We start from the raw sequence: 16595 nt of genomic DNA on the forward strand, positions 1-16595 counted from the left end.
CGACACGACGTGGAAGGCCACCGGTCACTGATGGTGACCAAGAGTGCAGCAGGTGCCACCGCATGGCCAACAAACTGCGGGTGTATTGGCCCGGTGATCAGCTCTGCCACAGCTGCTTCTACGCCGCGATGCGCACGCATGGCATCTGCCCGCTCTGCGGCCACGATGGCGTCCTACCAGGACGCGCGAACCACACCGACCCACGGCCGGTCTGCCTGACCTGCTCCGGCATCCCCGGCAACTTCACCTGCCGGACCTGCAAACAGGAAGGCGAGATCTACCGCAACGGCGTTTGCGCCCGATGCGCACTGCGCGATGACCTCTGCCGGATCCTGTTGCACCACCCGGCAGACTCTGCCGCGATGGAGACCCTCATCGAAGTACTGTGCGGCGTGGACCGGCCCGAGAGCATCCTGACCTGGAAACGCAGCCAGAAGGTCCTGGAAATGCTCGGCGGGATCACCTCCGGCGCAATACCACTCACCCACGACGGCCTCACTGCAGCGGGCCGCGGCAAACACATCGGCCACCTACGATCGATCCTGGAGCACCATGGACTGCTCCCACCACGAGACGAACACCTGGCACGCTTCGAAGAATGGTTGAGCGCCAAACTGGGCGCCGTCGCTTCACCGGCAGTCCGCGCACCGATTGAGCAGTTCGCCACCTGGCACCACCTACGTCGGTTACGCAGTGAGTCCCAGCCCGGCCAATCATCCGACGGACCGAAGCGATCCGCGAAACAAGAGATCACCGAGACCATCAAATTCCTCACCTGGCTCGAGAACACCCATGGCCGCACCGCCGTGGACTGCACACAGCACGACGTCGACGAATATCTCGCATCGGGACCCACCACCCGCCACTTGATCAGAACATTCTTCGTCTGGGCCAAGAGCAGCAGGATCAATACCGGAGTGCAGATCGGATTCCGGCAGGCCAGAACAACCCCGACAATCACCCAAGAACAGCGACTGGCCTGGCTCAAGGAACTGCTCACCGGCAACGCCGAAAGCCTTCCCTATCGCGTGGCCGGCGTCCTCGTGCTGCTCTACGCACAACCACTCACCAAAATCGCTGCCCTGCAGAGCACCGTTATCTCCCAAGCCGACGGGCAAACGCTCATCGCGCTGGGCAAACAGCCCATCCCGGTGCCCGAACCGTTCGCCTCACAGCTCAACTACCACCTTCGCCATCGACCCAATCTGCGCACCACCGGCGGAGCCGTCGGCACCCCCTGGATGTTCCCCAGCAGCAGACCGGGCTGGCACCTGGACCCACAAACGATCATGCACCGGCTTCGATGGGTGGGCATCAACACGCTGGGCTCACGCAACACCGCGTTGAAGGAACTCGTCGCCCAGGTCCCCGCTCCCCTGGTCGCCGAGATGCTCGGATACAGCGACCAAGTCACCCAAAAACATGCTGCGGACGCCGGCAACACCTGGGCCGCCTACGCATCCACCGCACCCGAACGGAGCAGCGTGATTCCTCCGCGACAGCAGCCGCAGCCTGTTCCTCACTTTGCGCACGCTGACAACGGTGACCAACTGACCTTAGACCTCACCGATGACGACATCGACGATGGTGCTCCCCCAGCCAGTCCCGTTCAGGCTCTCCTCGATGCCCTTGATGGCGCAGCGGACACCGTCACGCAAGCACGGGCCGCTGTCACCGCAGCCGAAGAGGAACTCGCACAGGCTGTGCTACACGCCTATCGCTCCGGGTTCACTTGGACGAGAATTGCTGCGAGACTGGGTATCTCGCCGCAGGCTGCACACCAACGGTGGGCGGCACGGGCCCGCAACCCGGCCGAGCACGACAGGCCGGGCAACGCTCACGACACGCAGGATCCGTAACGAACTTGGCCCTCACGCAGGACCGCGGTGATCGCACTACATGTGGCCGCTCGGCGGGATCATCTACTGGCAGCAATTCGGGTCGAGCACCACACACAGTGCTTGCAGGGCTTCGGGTTTCACCCGGTGAAAGACGTTCATGCCACGCCGATCGGAGATCACCAGGCCAGCCTTGCGGAGCTGCCCGAGGTGATGGCTGACCGTGGATTCGGCCAGGTCGAGTACCGCGGCCAGCTCCCCGCTAGTCTCCTCCCCAGGGCGCGAACTGAACAGCAGCGACATGATCTTCACGCGCATCGGATCAGCCAGGGCCTTCAGGCGCATCGCCACCTCCAGGGCGTCGGCGTCGCTGAGCGGTCCGGCGGCCACCGGGGCGCAGCACACCGGGGCGGACATGTCGATCACGGGCAGCGCTTTGGGCATGACATCCATCCTGCCACAATTCTTGACATATATCGAAAAGGTGGCATGCTGAGCACTGACGCGTCAGTTCGATATATGTCTCATCAGTGGTTGGAGGCCCATCATGTCCCGTGTTCAGTTAGCGCTCAACGTCGATGATCTCGACGAGGCGATCACGTTCTACACCAAACTCTTTGGCGTTTCCCCCGCCAAGGTCAAGCCCGGTTACGCCAACTTCGCGGTCACCGAGCCGCCGCTGAAGCTGGTGCTGCTCGAAAACCCAGGCAAGGGCGGCACCATCAACCACCTCGGGGTCGAGGTCGAATCCAGCGAGACGGTGCACGCCGAGATCGCCCGCCTGACCGGCGAAGGGCTGTTCACCGATGAGGAGATCGGCACGACCTGTTGTTTTGCCACCCAGGACAAGGTCTGGGTGACCGGCCCGGCCGGAGAGAAATGGGAGGTCTACACGGTGCTGGCCGACTCCGAGACATTCGGCACCAATCCCCAGCTTCTCGCCGAGGGTGAGGCTGCCGAGGGTGGAGTCTGCTGCGGCGGAACTGCCGCCGCCGACGCGGAGCCCCAAGCGGCGAAGACGTCGGCCTGCTGCTGAGCGGGATCCGCGCCACGACACCAGGGGCCCACCATCACACGATGGTGGGCCCCTGGTCATTGGTGGCCTGGCTTGACGGCTAGTTCGATAAGTATCAATATTGATGTATGTCGAAATCATCTGATCCGGTCGACGACGCGTGCTGCCCACCCGGAGCACTACTGGGGGAACCCCTCTCGGCCGCAGAGGCCGCAGATATGGCAGTCAAACTCAAGGCCCTGGCCGATCCGGTTCGGCTGCAGTTGTTCTCGGCGATCGCCAGCCACGCCGGCGGCGAGGCCTGCGTCTGCGACATCTCGGCCGGGGTGGAGGTCTCCCAACCCACCGTGAGTCATCACCTCAAGGTGCTGCGCGACGCCGGCCTGCTCACCTCGCAGCGTCGGGCCTCGTGGGTGTATTACGCGGTGGTGCCCGACGCACTGGCCAGCCTGGCCGTGCTACTCGGCGCGACGTTGGCGGGGGTGCCGGCATGACCGACACCAGCACTGCGCCGCCGGTCGTCGGCAAGCTCTCCACCCTGGATCGGTTCCTGCCGGTCTGGATCGGCGCCGCCATGGTCGCCGGCCTGCTGCTGGGCCGCTGGATCCCCGGCTTGAACACCGCGCTGGAAAGCGTTCAGCTGGACGGTATTTCACTGCCCATCGCCCTGGGCCTGCTGATCATGATGTATCCCGTGCTGGCCAAAGTCCGCTACGACCGCCTCGACACCGTCACCGGAGACCGCAAACTTCTGCTCTCCTCGCTGGTGTTGAACTGGGTGCTCGGCCCGGCGTTGATGTTCGCGCTGGCCTGGATGCTGCTGCCCGACCTGCCCGAATACCGCACCGGACTGATCATCGTCGGGCTGGCCCGCTGCATCGCCATGGTCATCATCTGGAACGACCTGGCCTGCGGAGACCGCGAAGCCGCCGCAGTCCTGGTGGCACTCAACTCGATCTTCCAGGTCATCATGTTCGCGGTGTTGGGCTGGTTCTATCTGTCAGTGCTGCCTGGCTGGCTCGGCCTGGAACAGACCACCATTTCGACTTCACCGTGGCAGATCGCCAAATCCGTGCTCATCTTCCTCGGCATCCCACTGCTGGCCGGCTACCTCTCTCGCCGGATCGGAGAAAAGACGAAAGGCCGCGACTGGTACGAGGCCAAGTTCCTACCCCGGATCGGGCCCTGGGCGCTCTACGGGCTGCTGTTCACCATCGTGATTCTCTTTGCCCTGCAAGGCGATCAGATCACCAACCGACCCCTGGATGTGGTCCGCATCGCCCTGCCCCTGCTCGCCTACTTCGCGATCATGTGGGGCGGTGGCTACCTGCTCGGCACCATCTTGGATCTCGGCTACGAGCGCACCACCACCCTGGCGTTCACCGCCGCCGGCAACAACTTCGAACTTGCGATCGCCGTGGCGATCGCCACCTACGGCGCCACCTCCGGCCAAGCCCTGGCCGGCGTCGTGGGCCCGCTGATCGAAGTCCCGGTCCTGGTCGCCCTGGTCTATGTCTCGCTGGCGCTACGCAAACGATTCCACCACCACACCCCCCAACACCTGCCCACCGGCTCGACGACGAGAACGGAACCCACACCATGACTGACAGCCCCGTCACTCACCAACTGCGCGACGACCTCTCGATCGACCAACAGCTCGCCTTGAAGACCGCGGCGACCCGGCTGCACGGCGAGTTCGATGGCACATTCGGCACCGAGACCATCGAACGGTTCCTCTGCTCGTCCTACGACCAATTCGCCGGTCGCGCCACCATTCCCAACTTCCTGCCGCTGCTGGCCGAACGGTTCGCCCGCCAACGCCTGCACGCCCTGGCACGGGTCGAAGGCAAGATCAGCGACGGCAAGCCCACCGTGCTGTTCCTCTGCACACACAACGCCGGCCGCTCGCAGATGGCGCTCGGTTACTTCACCCATTACGCCGGCGACAACGCGATCGCCTGGTCGGGGGGTTCTGAACCCGGAAACGAGATCAACCCGGCCGCGATCGCTGCCATGGCCGAGGTCGGTATCGACATCACCAGTGAATACCCCAAACCCTGGACCGACGAAATCGTGGCTGCCGCCGACGTTGTCATCACCATGGGCTGCGGGGACGCCTGCCCGATCTTCCCCGGAAAACGCTACGAGAATTGGGAACTGCCCGACCCGGCCGGCCAAGGCCTCGACGCTGTGCGCCCAATCCGCGACCAAATCGACCAACGCATCCACCAACTGTTGGCCCAGCTGAACGTCGCAGTCACCCCGTGACCATCGCACCGCACGAGCATCCGTCGCGATGATCCGCAGTCAACATCAGGTGGCGCCAATGACCGCCGACCATGCCGATGCCGTCCTGGCGATCTACCAAGCCGGGATCAACACCGCAAACGCCACCTTCGACCTCAATGCTCCGGACTGGGCAACCTTCGACACCGAACACCTCCCGGATCACCGCTTCGTCGCCACCGACTCCGACGGACACGTCATGGGATGGGCTGCCGCTGCACCTGTCTCATCACGGTGCGTGCATGCCGGGGTGATAGAGCTCAGTGTGTATGTCGCCGAGCACGCTCGCGGCCAAGGTATCGGGACACTGCTGCTGCAGTCTCTGATCTCCTCCAGCGAGAACGCCGGAATCTGGACCCTGCAAAGCCAGGTGTTTCCCGAGAACACCGCCACTCTCGCCCTTCACCACCGGGCCGGATTCCGCGTCGTCGGCGTGCGCGAGCGCCACGGCCGACACCACGGCCACTGGCGTGACGTCATCCTCCTCGAGCGGCGCAGCCCGCACATCATCTGACCGCCCACAACGAAGGAGAACACCCGGTGACCAACTCACCCCCAACCGTCCTGTTCGTCTGCGTCAGCAACGCCGGAAAATCAGTGATGGCAGCAGGACTCATGCACCACATCGCAGGAACAGCCATTCACGTCGCCTCGGCGGGCACCCACGCCAAGACCGCCGTCAACGACCTCTCAGCGCAGGCATTGGCCGAAGTTGGCGTCGACATCAGCGGCCACCAGCCCGTCCAACTCACCGATCAGATGCTCGACGATGCGGACCTGGTGGTCATCGTCGGCACCCAAGCCGAACTCGGCAACCACCCTGGCACCACCATCCAGCGATGGGACACCGACGAACCCTCACTCCGCGGCATCGACGGAATCGAACGCATGCGAATTATCCGCGACGACATCAACACCCGCGTCCAGAACCTCGCCGCCAGTCTCAGCGACTAGCCATCCAGACAGAGCCGCAGTGACAACTCGCCTCCCGGTGTTTCGCGGGAAGGTGCTCGACTCAGGTGGTGGGGCTTGCGGGGTAGGCGTGGACCAGTGCGCTCGATAGTTTCGGAATGGCGTGGGTGAGGGCGTGTTCGGCGTCGTGGGCGATCTGATGGGCGTTGGTGAGGCTGGTGGACGGGTCGATGTCCAGTTCGGCGTCGGCGTGGATGCGGTGTCCGATCCAGCGCATTTTGACGCTGCGCACAGCGGTGACACCGGGTTCGGCGGCCAGCGTGGTCTCTGCGGCGGCGACGAGTGCGGGGTCGATGGCATCCAGTAGGCGTCGGAACACGTCGCGTGCGGCAGTGCGCAGTACCGCCAAGATCGCCACGGTGATGAGCACGCCGATGATGGGGTCGGCCAGCGGGAAGCCTAGGGCGACGCCGCCGGCGCCGAGCAGCACGGCCAGGGAGGTGAAGCCATCGGTACGGGCGTGCAGCCCGTCGGCGATCAGGGCGGCCGACCCGATTTGGCGTCCGACGCGGATGCGGTAGACCGCGACGAGTTCGTTGCCGATGAAGCCGACCAGCCCGGCCACGGCGACCCATCCGAGGTGTTGGATCGGAACCGGGTTGATCAGCCGGCGAACGGATTCGATGCCGGCGATGATGGCCGAGAGAGTGATCATCGCGACCACGAAGAGTCCGGCCAGGTCTTCGGCGCGGCCGTAGCCGTAGGTGTAGCGGCGGGTGGCGGCCTTGGTGCCCAGCGCGAAAGCGATCCACAGCGGGATGGCGGTCAGGGCGTCGGAGAAGTTGTGGATGGTGTCGGCCAGCAAGGCTACCGACCCGGAGATCACGACGATTACCAGCTGCGCGATGGAGGTCGCTGCGAGCGCGAGGAGGCTAATCTTGACTGCGCGGATGCCCGCGGCACTGGATTCCAGGGCCCCGTCGATGCTGTCGGAGGCGTCATGGCTGTGCGGGGCGAAGATCTCCTTGATCGCTGCGCGCAGGCCTTTGGGGTGATCGTGGCCGTGATCTAAGCCGTGGTCGTGACCGGCGTGTTCACCGTGGTCATGTCCGACAGCCGCGGCGGGTCGGGCCTTGTGCATCATGTGCGGCGTCCCTTCGATCGGATCGGCGTGGGGTCGACGGTGGCGGGATGCAGGGTGGCCAGGTCGGCGGCGTCGCGGTGATGGCCCGGCACATCTGGTCCGGCGTGTTCGGCGTTGAACACCGCGTCGGTGACAAGTTGACCGATGTGGTCGTTGTCGAGGCTGTAGAAGATCGTGGTGCCCTCGCGGCGGGTCCGCACCAGCCGCGCCATCCGCAGCTTCGCCAAATGCTGAGATACCGACGGCGCTGGTTTGCCGATATGGGTCGCCAGGTCGTTGACCGACATCTCGCGGCTCACCAGCGCCCACAGCACCTGAACTCGAGTGGCATCGGCCAACATCCGGAACACCTCGACCACCAGATCGACCTGGTCGTCGGGCAGCCGACGACTACAAGCCCCTTTATCTGCATTCATGCGCAGATAATAGTAGGAGTATGGAGCGAGTGTAAAACGTTGATCAGGTGGTGGCCCGGGCCACGCGGGCGTGGGCCAGGCGCGATCACTGCGCCCCGTCATTCAAGCGTCGCTGATTCAGGCTGATCACCCGGCGGTCACTCATCGCGACGGCTCCATCCAGATTGTCTGCAAAGCAGCGTGTTTCGGCGATGCGGCGGGCCTCCACGGCGACCCCTCGACCACCCACGCCATGAAATCATTTGCCCGCTTCAACCGATCGGCGTCGCGAGTGTTCCAGGGGTTTGAGGCCGAATCCGATTCATCGAGATAGCCGGTTTGCGCGCGATAACGCCGCAGTGGCGTTGGAGGACGAGCCGAGTTTGGCTAGTTCGACGGTTGGCCATGTCAGCGTTAATGGGCCCCGGCCGACACGACGGGGGCAGCTTGATGCCCCGCTTACCCCATCGACCCCTAGACCAACACTCAGCAAACTAGTTTCCGGGTAGGCGCCCAAAGGAGCGGCAGCCATCCAATACGACAAGCTGCTTAGGAAGCCTTATCGCCGACGGCCGCTTTCAGCACGACGAATACGGCGGAATCGAATATGGAGGGTTACCAGTCGCGGCCGATTGCACTGTCGTGCAACCCGTTACACGAGGCGATAACGCCTTGACTCCAAAACCGGGATGCACACCTCGCACCAGAGACCGCACCAACGATCGGCTGCGTCGCGTCCAACGTGTCGTCGGCGTGCGCTCGGCCACCGAGCCTCGATACCGTGTGCAGTCGGCACGCTCAGTCATCCTTGGCCCTTACGTCACGGTGACGTTTCTCGGCGATCGCGCTGTCGCACAGTGGAGTCAATGTGGATCTCTCGAGGGGCGTCAGTCCGGGGAGGCCGTTGCCATGCCCAGGTCGGCTGCGGCAGACAGCATGCGGAGATCGTAGGTCACCACCGCACGCAACGCGGTGCCGGCGCGCTGCGCCGCGGCCAAATGTATAGCGTCGAGGCTGCGCAGGCCCGACGGCAGGATCGTGCCCGCGTCATCGAGGAGTCGACGCGTCAGATTCACGGAGTCGATCCCGTCCAGAAGCTGTCGGGCGTCCGCAATGGCCCGGGCGCCGTTGCGTGCCACCGCGCGGATCAGTTCAGTACGCGCTAGAGCCGCCGTGAACAGGCCGTCGCCGGGCAGCGCACCCAGGTGGCGCTTCAGTGCCGATGATTCAGGCTCGGCGACAACAAGTTTGACCAATGCCGAGGTATCCAGGTACGTGCGCACGGTCAGCGCTCATCGCTTCGCAGGCTCTCGAGGGCGGCCGACGCGCTGACCGGATACACCGCGGGTTGAAGGTCGTCGACGTTCAACGGTCGACTGGCTGTGGCGACTTCGCCGACGTTGACGAGGTCTTCCCATTCATCGCCGGCGATGGGCACCAGACGCGCGACAGGTTGGCCCCGGTCGGTGATCTCGATCGTCTCCCCCCCGACTACTTCTGCGAGGTATCTGCTGGCGTGTTGCCGCAGTTCCCGAACGCCGATCACCCTCATGTGCTACACAGTAGCACATGTCCGCGCCGTCACATTCCCTCCGGTGCGCCAAGGCCCTTCCGATGACCTATTCGCGAATGGTGCGGTGCCGGGTGCGTCGCCGTCTGGTGGCTTGGCCGCTGGGTTGGGCCACGAGTACGAGATCCGAACCTGCCACCCCGAATCGCCACTCCCCCAGCGCTCGTCGTCCGATCAGCATTCCGTGGATAATTGTCGTTATCCATGAAATTACTCTGCATATTGCATTAGATGAATCGGTGCCCTCCGTCTCGGGTTAGTCAGCTAGGTGACGCACGCCGTGGGTGAAATTGCCACTGAGCAGCAGCGTCGTCGGCCTCGTGGCATCACACCACAGGTGTGGGTGCCGTCGTCCGCCGAAGGCCGATAATTAGGTGGCGCGAATGGCTGGCGCTGACCTGCAGCGATATGGTATTGATTCATTGGCTGATTCAATGAATCATCAGACGAGACCGTTGGAGGCAAGTTTGCTCGTCGACAAGAGTGGCCGTTTCTACGTCGTCGACTCCGTTCCACTGCTCCACCCCGAGGCGCACACTGTTCAGGAGATGCTCGACGGTTGGCGAAATCAGCAGTTGTGCCGCAACCTCGCGCACGACACCATCGACCAGCGGATCCGGCTTGTCGAGCGATTCCTTGCCTATAGCAACGAGTTTCCGTGGACGTGGACCGCGGCGATGGTGGAGGAGTTCTTCAGCGACCTGCGCGCGATATCGCGCCGCCGCCAGTCGACGATCCGCGGCTATGAGCGGAAGGCCGCGCGACTGGAGGTCGGTGACGTCTCCGACCAGGAGTTCGTTGAATACTTGAAGGACCGGGCCGACTTCTACGGCGTCGGGGAACGCCTCAAGTTCATTTGAGAGCGGCCTTCAACTCATAGTTTCGAAGCTTTTCGCCCAGGTCGAAGTGGTTTGTGTCTAGGTCCTGGCGAGTAGGAACCTGTCGTTGGGCGTCGAGTGGGTCACGGGGCTGGCCGTACATCAGGTAGAACTCGGTCATCTGGTCGCGATATCGCCACGCCAGGACCGGCCTGATTCCCGACAACGCGCTCGCGGCGGACCGGGCGGCGATGGTCGCACTGCCACCGGTGGCGCCGACGACCGGGACGACGATCACGACGCGGTTGGGTCGCGACTACTACGTCAGCGCCGGCGGCAACGCGTACTCGGTGCATCCGGAGGCGATCGGACGGATGATCACCGTCACCACCGCCCTGGATCGGATCACCGCCCACTGCGGTGATCGAGTGGTCGCCGATCACGAAAGACTCTGGGGCAGAGCCGGACTGGTCACCGATCCGGATCACCTCGCCGCCGCGGCCGTCCTGCGGGAGCAGTTCCGAGCCCGCCCCGCCGCAGGATCACATCTGGCGGTGGACGTCGAGATCGCCGACCTGAGTGCCTACGACGCGCGGTTCGGGACCGGGGAGGTCGCCTGATGCCCGCCAAGCGAGCCGCCTCGGCGCCCGGTGACGCCGACAAGCTGATCGCCCATCAGGCCCGACTGCTCAAGGCCCCGCGCATCGCCGAGCACTACGGTCGGCTGGCCGATACAGGGCCGAGCCGCCGGCTGGTCGCTGGAGGACTACCTCGGCGCCGTGCTGACGGTGGAGTCGAATGCCCGCGCGGAATCCGGAGCACAGCAACGGATTCGGTACGCCGGGTTCCCGGCGATCAAGACGACCACCGACTTCGACTTCACCGCCCAACCCGCCGTCGACCGCGCTCAGATCGCCCGGCTGGAAGCCGGCGGCTGGCTCGCCGAAGCCCGCAACATCGTCCTACTGGGCCCACCGGGCACCGGCAAGACCCATCTGGCCACCGCGCTGGCGATCGCGGCCGCCCACGCCGGGCACCGCGTCGCGTTCGCCCCGGCCACCGGCTGGATCACCCGCCTGGCCGAAGCGCACCGCACCAACCGCCTCGGAGCCGAACTGCGCAAGATCAGCCGCTACGGGCTCATCGTCATCGACGAAGTCGGCTACATCCCGTCCGACACCGAAGCGGCCAACCTGTTCTTCCAGCTCGTCTCCACCCGATACGAGAAGTCCTCGATCGTGCTGACCTCCAACCTGCCGTTCTCCCGCTGGGGACAGGTCTTCGGCGAAGCCACCATCGCCTCGGCGATGATCGACCGGATCGTGCACCACGCCGACGTCATCGCCCTCAAGGGCGCCAGTTACCGCATCAAACACACCGCGATCGAGTCGCTGCCCTCCGTGGAAGCCGATCGTCAGGCAGACTCAACCCCGTAAACCTGCTCACTTTTCAACCGGGTGGTTTCGAGGCGTCGTCGCAACACTTCTCTAAATTCTGGAGGTTGTGTTGACATCGTCGCGTCGGGTGAAGAAGGGGCCGGGGCGCCGTCCGCTGTCGGCCAAGCGCCAGCGGTTCATGGAGTTGCGGGCTCGCGGTTGGAGCGTGCGCGCCGCGGCCCGAGAAGTCGGTGTATCTCGGTCCGCGGCGACGAACTGGACTCGCGGTTACAAGACCTACCGCAACGGCGTCGAGGTCGGATTCGTCCCTCCCCTGGATCGACTAGCGGTCCGTCAGATCAGCCCGCGTTACCTCTCCCAGGAGGAACGAATCGAGATCGCCGATCTGCGCCGTTCTGGGTTGAACATGCGCGCGATCGCCGACCGGCTCGGCCGAGCACCGTCGACGATTTCGCGGGAACTGCGGCGCAATGCGCCAGCCGGCCGCGGCTATCAGCCCTTCGATGCGCACCGTCGAGCTATCGCACGTCGAGCGCGTCACCATCAACGCCGGGTCGACACCAACGATCACCTCAGCGGTTTGGTCACCGAGATGCTCGCTCAGCGGTGGAGCCCGCAACAGATCAGTCGCCACCTGCGTCTGCGCTTTCCTGATGATCCATCGATGCGGCTATGCCACGAGAGCATCTATCAGGCTGTCTATCAACCGAATTCGCGATTCATACGACCGTCGCGATTGGCGCCGCACCGGCGCTCACCGCTGCGCACCGGCCGGGACCACCGCCGAGCCCACCAGTGTCAGCAGCGTCGGCGGCCACGGTTTCAGCAGCCGATGCTGACCATCCACGATCGGCCATTCCCGCCCGTGGACCGGTCAGAGGCCGGGCATTGGGAGGGCGATCTCATCATCGGTGACAACCACCTTTCAGCGATCGGCACGCTGGTCGAGCGCCAAACCCGGATGCTGCGCCTGGTCCATCTGCCCCGCGCTGACTCCGACTCGTTGCACGCCGCTCTGGTGGCCCGGATGCAGGATCTGCCGCCGGAGCTGATGCGATCGATCACCTGGGACCAGGGCACCGAGATGGCGCGCCACCTCGCCACCGCTGACAAGCTCCACGCGCCCGTCTACTTCTGTGACTCCCGATCACCCTGGCAACGCGGCAGCAACGAGAACACCAACGGACTGCTGCGCGACTACTTCCCCAAGGGCGTCACCCTCGCCAACTATTCACCGGGGCATCTCATGGCGGTCGAGGAGGAACTCAACAACCGTCCCCGCATGGTCCTGCAAGACCGTTGTCCCGCCGATCTATTCGCCGTCCTGCTAGCCTCACTGGGTCCGTCGGTGTTGCGACGTTGACTAGAACCCACCCCGTCGAAAAGGGGTTAACTTTCAACCGGCGTTGACAAGACACTCATCGCGACGGCGTGTCCCGCAGCGGTGACGAACGCAGTTCCTGCTTCAGGCGGGCTAGGCCGATGGTTGATACCCCGCCGTGGAGTTTCTCAACGCCCAGATCTGGGCCGGGCAGTGTCCCCACCGCGTTCGACACCACGAAGTTCGCCGCCTGCTCATCGTTCGGGAGAACGTCACGTTTGGTATCGGCCAGCACTGCGGGGTACGGCAATCCGGTGGTGACTTGTCGCAGATCCCCCAGCCGTAACCGAGCGCATCGTTGGCAGGAAAGTCGAAGTGACGACGCAGCATGAGGTTGTAGACGTACTCGACTCCGGTAGTCGCTGTCGCGGTCGCCGCGGTCACGGGCTGGTTCGTCACCCGCCATCCGCACCCACAGTTTCGCGTGGCACGGCGTCGGTGGACGGTCGGCGACCTGTGCGAGGTGCAGCCAATAGGAACATCAAGTCAGGCAGATTGAAGCGGACTCCGGCAGCCGGTCACGGACATGTCTGCACAGCTTACCAGACTTCGCCGGACCGTCATGAACCCCACGGACGCCACAAATCAACTTCCCACGAACAGAACCCCTCGTTGTCACAGAATGTCACAAGTCCGGCGCAACTAACGCCTACTTCTGGTTCGAACTGTTCGAACGCGGGGGCTCGTTGTCACCGGTTGCCACAACACGATTCAGGCTCTCACCGGCGGCCTTGAGTGCGTCGCTCTGCGACTTGACGTACACGCGCATCGTGAGTGTCGCGTCCTTATGGCCGATCCACGCGGCGATGACGGCCACCGGTACGTTCTGCAGATGCATAAGGGTGGCGCAGGTGTGGCGCGCGCCGTGCAGCTTGATGTGGCGAACCCCCGCTTCCTTGACCGCGTGCCGCCAGTAGCGAGACAGGACCGCGGGATCGTAGGGCTGTCCCGATTCATTGCTGACGACGTAGTCGAAGTCGCCCTTGCCACGAGCGAGCCGCTCGGCGGACTGTCGCGCCCTCGCCGCTCGCAGCACCGTGAGAAGTCGGTCCGGGAGTGGCAGCGTGCGTCGAGACGCGACGGACTTCGGGTCGTTCTCGACCGTCCGACCTCCGGCGGAGACCCTGTTGTTCACGATGGTCAGCGTTGCTTTGTCGAGGTCGACGTCGTTCCAGCGCAGCCCGGCCACCTCGCCACGACGTAGGCCCGACAGGGCCAACTCCCAGGCGTGCCCCAGCCGATCGCCGCCGATGGCGGCGAGCAGTGTGAGCACCTCGACTTCGGTGTAGGTGTCGACTTGCTTGTGTTGCGCTGCAACCCGATTGACGAGGCTAGCGACATTGCGGGACACGAGCCCTTGCCCTTTGGCGTCGGCGAGAACCTGATCGATGGTCGAGAGCACCTTGTTCACCGACTGCGCGGACCACGGAGCGCGTACGCGCCCCTTGGCGGTGACGGTGCCCCCGGAAACGAGGTCAGCGATCAGATTGTCTATGTTCGCTTTGGTCAGTTTCTGCACGGGCACGTGCCCGAATCGCTCCCGCAACGGCGACAGGTCGTACTCGAGCTTCGACTTGGACGTATCGCGGAGGTTGTGTCGTGCCGCCAAATAGGCGGCACAGAAGTCCTCGACACTCACGCTCGAGCGGGGGACGAACTGACCTTTAGCCGCCGAGTCGGCGATATCGGCGAGCGCCACCCGCGCCTCATGCTCGGTGGCGTACCGCCGCCGTGCCTGCTGCCGCTTGCCCGTCTGCGGATGAACACCCGCGTCAACGGTGACTTGATAACGAACAACCTTCTTGCCGCTGGCGCGATCGACGACGGTGATCTTCTTGATCTGTGGCGGAAGTTGCTGTCTAGCCACGGCCGTAAGCTCCGTCATTCATTGATCACTCCCCCGTTCTCGCGGATGATCGCCTCTAATCGAACGACGTCGTCGCGCAGACTTTCCAGTTGGAGCTTGAGTGCTGTCATTTCGGGTTCTCCCGCCCTCAGGGGCTCGGGTCTAGTCAAAATCTCCTTCATCCACCCATGAAAGCGACCGACAGAACCGAGCTGCCTCAGACGCTCGCGCACCGCCCAGATGCGCTTGGACTCCGGAGTTTCGGTGCCCGCGCCCGCCTCAGTCACGATGGACCTTCCCTCGCCCGAGAACCACGCCGCCGCGTCCCAACTTTCGACCTTCACATCGGGAAGCGCCTGAACTGAGCCGTCGGGAAGGTCGGGGAACAGCAGAACGAGCGGAGGAACCCGCAGAGCCGCTGCCAGCACCAGGAGTTCCGTCAGGTCTAGGCCCTTCTTGCGGCCACTCTCGTAATTGGCGATCGCCGCGCGGCTGATCGGGAAACCCAGGCGTTCGGTCTCGTCGGATAACCACTGCGCCGATCGAGATGCACGGGCCGCCTTGATCGCCGCGGCCACGCGCCGATGCAGCTCGTCGACCCATTCCTGCTTCATAACAACACAGACTAGTCCGCCCTTGTGCATATTTGGAATAGCGAGTACAACGTAGTCAGAGACACAGAAATCGCGTTCTATGTCTCGATGAGACACAGGGGCACGTTATGGAGTCCGCAAACACGCCAGCGCAATTACACACGGTCGAGGATGTGATGGAGCGGCTGTGCATCGGCCGTTCAACAGCATTCGGACTGATCGCAAGCCGCCAGTTGCGTAGCGTCAAGGTTGGCAGGCGCCGGTTGGTATCGGAAGCCGCGATCGTCGACTTCATCCAAAGCCTCGACGGCGAACCCACTCGACCGGAGAACGACCGGTGACACTCTGACGCCGCCGACCGAGCGGCACTCCGGCGACTACTGTCGCCGCACCTCGATGAGGCTGCTGAGGTTGTCCTGCACACGTTGGGGAGCGATGCCCACCGACGGCGGGTAGAGCATGATGTGGTCGAGGACGCCCTCGTAGCGACGGAGGCCGTCTCGGACGTCGTTGGCGGTGCCCGCGACGCCCATCACGTCGATCATGTCGTCGGTCACCGCATCGAACATCGCGGGAAAGTCGCCAAGCGAGAAGGCTTCTCGAATCTGCTCGCCCTGTGTGGCGAAGCCGCAGAAGTCGAGAAGAGGCTCGTAGGTTTTGACGGCGGCGTAGAAGGCGATCTGCTGGGCGACTTCACGGCGCGCGACGACGGGGTCGTCGTGGATGGAGCACATGACCATGGAGACGATCTCTATGTCGGCGGGGTTGCGGTCGGCGCGGGCTGCCCCCTTGGCGACGGCGGGGCGCACGATCTGCTCCACATATCCGGTCGTGAACAGCGGATGCCCGGCCAGGCCGTCGGCGACGCGGCCGGCGGCTTCGCACATCCGCGGCCGCACCGCCGCGGTGATGATCGGGATCGCTCGCGCCGGCGGGTCGACGGGTCCGGACGGGATGAGGTTCATGTTGTAGAACCGTCCGCGGTGTTGAACCGGTCCGTCGTGCAGATTCCAGATGCGCCGGATGAGCGGAACGAGTTCCTCGATGCGCAGAGCGGGTGCCTCGGTGTCGGCGACGCTGTGCCAGTCGCTCATCATCCGCTTGGTGCCGTTGCCGATACCGAGCACGATGCGACCGTCGGAGAGCTCGTCGAGGTCGCGGGCCTCGGTGGCCAACACGAGCGGGCTGCGTCCGACGCCGTACATGATCGACGATCCGATCCGGCAGGCACGAGTCGCCTGGGCCACGGCGGCCATCGACACCGTGGCCGAGCGGACGTAGAACTCCGACGCCCAGACCGCGTCGAACCCCGCCGCGTCGGCGTCTGCGGCCAAAGCCGCGGTTGCGGCGAGAGTCGGTGCGATCAGCGACAGTCCGTAGGTGCTCATCGCGTGCCGTAG

The 16595-nt window shown here is 64.4% G+C and carries 18 protein-coding genes and 3 pseudogenes; 12 read left to right on the top strand and 9 right to left on the bottom strand.

Annotated elements, in window-relative coordinates; all coding sequences use genetic code 11:
• Positions 1–62 precede the first annotated feature (62 nt).
• Positions 63–1463, top strand: a pseudogene (locus tag TX88_RS31990) (hypothetical protein); the annotation flags it as partial.
• A gap of 459 nt (positions 1464–1922) precedes the next feature.
• Here TX88_RS31990 and TX88_RS31995 read toward each other — a convergent pair.
• Positions 1923–2282: an Rv2640c family ArsR-like transcriptional regulator gene (locus tag TX88_RS31995; RefSeq protein WP_033725383.1), complete on the bottom strand. Its 360-nt coding sequence runs from the start codon at positions 2280–2282 to the stop codon at positions 1923–1925.
• A 103-nt stretch (positions 2283–2385) separates the two neighbouring features.
• Here TX88_RS31995 and TX88_RS32000 point away from each other — a divergent pair, with 103 nt between their 5' ends.
• The 6 genes from TX88_RS32000 to TX88_RS32025 all read left to right on the top strand — a co-directional run bounded on the left by TX88_RS32000 (position 2386) and on the right by TX88_RS32025 (position 6093).
• Positions 2386–2874, top strand: coding sequence for an ArsI/CadI family heavy metal resistance metalloenzyme (locus TX88_RS32000; protein WP_033725364.1), 489 nt, complete (start codon positions 2386–2388; stop codon positions 2872–2874).
• Between the two features lie 107 nt (positions 2875–2981).
• Positions 2982–3347, top strand: a complete 366-nt coding sequence (locus tag TX88_RS32005; RefSeq protein WP_033725365.1) for an ArsR/SmtB family transcription factor — start codon at positions 2982–2984, stop codon at positions 3345–3347.
• Positions 3344–4456 (top strand): ACR3 family arsenite efflux transporter, encoded by a 1113-nt coding sequence (arsB, locus tag TX88_RS32010; RefSeq protein WP_033725366.1) that lies wholly within the window; start codon positions 3344–3346, stop codon positions 4454–4456. Before TX88_RS32005 ends, arsB begins: the two co-directional genes overlap by 4 nt.
• On the top strand, positions 4453–5121 hold the full coding sequence (locus tag TX88_RS32015; protein ID WP_033725367.1) for an arsenate reductase ArsC: 669 nt from the start codon (positions 4453–4455) through the stop codon (positions 5119–5121). Before arsB ends, TX88_RS32015 begins: the two co-directional genes overlap by 4 nt.
• A 58-nt stretch (positions 5122–5179) precedes the next feature.
• A complete protein-coding gene (locus TX88_RS32020) occupies positions 5180–5653 on the top strand; it encodes a GNAT family N-acetyltransferase (RefSeq protein ID WP_088304394.1) in 474 nt (157 codons plus the stop codon).
• 86 nt (positions 5654–5739) lie between these two features.
• Positions 5740–6093, top strand: a complete 354-nt coding sequence (locus TX88_RS32025) for an arsenate-mycothiol transferase ArsC (RefSeq protein ID WP_044524883.1) — start codon at positions 5740–5742, stop codon at positions 6091–6093.
• Between the two features lie 61 nt (positions 6094–6154).
• Here TX88_RS32025 and TX88_RS32030 read toward each other — a convergent pair whose 3' ends face one another.
• The 4 genes from TX88_RS32030 to TX88_RS32050 all read right to left on the bottom strand — a co-directional run bounded on the left by TX88_RS32030 (position 6155) and on the right by TX88_RS32050 (position 9142).
• Complete coding sequence (locus TX88_RS32030; RefSeq protein ID WP_033725373.1) at positions 6155–7195, bottom strand: cation diffusion facilitator family transporter; 1041 nt, start codon at positions 7193–7195, stop codon at positions 6155–6157.
• Entirely contained in the window at positions 7192–7611 is a 420-nt protein-coding gene (locus tag TX88_RS32035) for an ArsR/SmtB family transcription factor (protein WP_033725375.1), read from the bottom strand. The genes TX88_RS32030 and TX88_RS32035 overlap by 4 nt, the downstream gene beginning before the upstream one ends.
• 866 nt (positions 7612–8477) lie before the next feature.
• Entirely contained in the window at positions 8478–8873 is a 396-nt protein-coding gene (locus TX88_RS32045; RefSeq protein ID WP_044524630.1) for a type II toxin-antitoxin system VapC family toxin, read from the bottom strand.
• Between the two features lie 2 nt (positions 8874–8875).
• Positions 8876–9142 carry a type II toxin-antitoxin system Phd/YefM family antitoxin gene (locus tag TX88_RS32050; protein ID WP_044524631.1) on the bottom strand — a complete coding sequence of 89 codons (267 nt, stop codon included), beginning with the start codon at positions 9140–9142 and terminating at the stop codon, positions 8876–8878.
• A gap of 401 nt (positions 9143–9543) precedes the next feature.
• Here TX88_RS32050 and TX88_RS35800 point away from each other — a divergent pair, with 401 nt between their 5' ends.
• From TX88_RS35800 to TX88_RS32075, 4 genes and pseudogenes are all read left to right on the top strand, one after another.
• Positions 9544–10020: a hypothetical protein gene (locus tag TX88_RS35800; protein ID WP_409365905.1), complete on the top strand. Its 477-nt coding sequence runs from the start codon at positions 9544–9546 to the stop codon at positions 10018–10020.
• A 152-nt stretch (positions 10021–10172) separates the two neighbouring features.
• Positions 10173–10598: pseudogene (locus TX88_RS32065) on the top strand (Mu transposase domain-containing protein); the annotation flags it as partial.
• A pseudogene (gene istB / locus TX88_RS32070) lies at positions 10598–11414 on the top strand (IS21-like element helper ATPase IstB). The pseudogenes TX88_RS32065 and istB, both read left to right, overlap by 1 nt.
• Positions 11415–11484: 70 nt before the next feature.
• A complete protein-coding gene (locus tag TX88_RS32075) occupies positions 11485–12738 on the top strand; it encodes an IS30 family transposase (RefSeq protein ID WP_210742995.1) in 1254 nt (417 codons plus the stop codon).
• Positions 12739–12793: 55 nt separating this feature from the next.
• On the opposite strand, the gene TX88_RS34090 is transcribed toward TX88_RS32075, so the two are convergent.
• The 3 genes from TX88_RS34090 to TX88_RS33005 all read right to left on the bottom strand — a co-directional run bounded on the left by TX88_RS34090 (position 12794) and on the right by TX88_RS33005 (position 15216).
• The gene (locus TX88_RS34090; RefSeq protein WP_044524640.1) at positions 12794–12991 is read right to left on the bottom strand and encodes a hypothetical protein; all 198 of its coding nucleotides are present in this window, start codon (positions 12989–12991) and stop codon (positions 12794–12796) included.
• Between the two features lie 414 nt (positions 12992–13405).
• Positions 13406–14623: a tyrosine-type recombinase/integrase gene (locus TX88_RS32085; RefSeq protein WP_044524886.1), complete on the bottom strand. Its 1218-nt coding sequence runs from the start codon at positions 14621–14623 to the stop codon at positions 13406–13408.
• A 14-nt stretch (positions 14624–14637) separates the two neighbouring features.
• Positions 14638–15216, bottom strand: a complete 579-nt coding sequence (locus tag TX88_RS33005; RefSeq protein ID WP_049925633.1) for a hypothetical protein — start codon at positions 15214–15216, stop codon at positions 14638–14640.
• A gap of 107 nt (positions 15217–15323) precedes the next feature.
• On the opposite strand from TX88_RS33005, the gene TX88_RS32095 reads away from it, so the two are divergent.
• Positions 15324–15536, top strand: a complete 213-nt coding sequence (locus TX88_RS32095) for a helix-turn-helix domain-containing protein (protein WP_044524642.1) — start codon at positions 15324–15326, stop codon at positions 15534–15536.
• Between the two features lie 36 nt (positions 15537–15572).
• On the opposite strand, the gene TX88_RS32100 is transcribed toward TX88_RS32095, so the two are convergent.
• Entirely contained in the window at positions 15573–16583 is a 1011-nt protein-coding gene (locus TX88_RS32100; RefSeq protein ID WP_044524644.1) for an LLM class flavin-dependent oxidoreductase, read from the bottom strand.
• Positions 16584–16595 lie beyond the last annotated feature (12 nt).

This window comes from Mycolicibacterium septicum DSM 44393 (assembly GCF_000455325.1).
GTDB lineage: Bacteria > Actinomycetota > Actinomycetes > Mycobacteriales > Mycobacteriaceae > Mycobacterium > Mycobacterium septicum.

Coding starts and splice junctions, on each gene's coding strand:
- TX88_RS31995 (WP_033725383.1), bottom strand. CDS start 2,282: ATGCCCAAAGCGCTGCCCGTGATCGACATGTCCGCCCCGGTGTGCTGC.
- TX88_RS32000 (WP_033725364.1), top strand. CDS start 2,386: ATGTCCCGTGTTCAGTTAGCGCTCAACGTCGATGATCTCGACGAGGCG.
- TX88_RS32005 (WP_033725365.1), top strand. CDS start 2,982: ATGTCGAAATCATCTGATCCGGTCGACGACGCGTGCTGCCCACCCGGA.
- arsB (WP_033725366.1), top strand. CDS start 3,344: ATGACCGACACCAGCACTGCGCCGCCGGTCGTCGGCAAGCTCTCCACC.
- TX88_RS32015 (WP_033725367.1), top strand. CDS start 4,453: ATGACTGACAGCCCCGTCACTCACCAACTGCGCGACGACCTCTCGATC.
- TX88_RS32020 (WP_088304394.1), top strand. CDS start 5,180: ATGACCGCCGACCATGCCGATGCCGTCCTGGCGATCTACCAAGCCGGG.
- TX88_RS32025 (WP_044524883.1), top strand. CDS start 5,740: ATGGCAGCAGGACTCATGCACCACATCGCAGGAACAGCCATTCACGTC.
- TX88_RS32030 (WP_033725373.1), bottom strand. CDS start 7,195: ATGATGCACAAGGCCCGACCCGCCGCGGCTGTCGGACATGACCACGGT.
- TX88_RS32035 (WP_033725375.1), bottom strand. CDS start 7,611: ATGAATGCAGATAAAGGGGCTTGTAGTCGTCGGCTGCCCGACGACCAG.
- TX88_RS32050 (WP_044524631.1), bottom strand. CDS start 9,142: ATGAGGGTGATCGGCGTTCGGGAACTGCGGCAACACGCCAGCAGATAC.
- TX88_RS35800 (WP_409365905.1), top strand. CDS start 9,544: ATGGCTGGCGCTGACCTGCAGCGATATGGTATTGATTCATTGGCTGAT.
- TX88_RS33005 (WP_049925633.1), bottom strand. CDS start 15,216: ATGAAGCAGGAATGGGTCGACGAGCTGCATCGGCGCGTGGCCGCGGCG.
- TX88_RS32095 (WP_044524642.1), top strand. CDS start 15,324: ATGGAGTCCGCAAACACGCCAGCGCAATTACACACGGTCGAGGATGTG.
- TX88_RS32100 (WP_044524644.1), bottom strand. CDS start 16,583: ATGAGCACCTACGGACTGTCGCTGATCGCACCGACTCTCGCCGCAACC.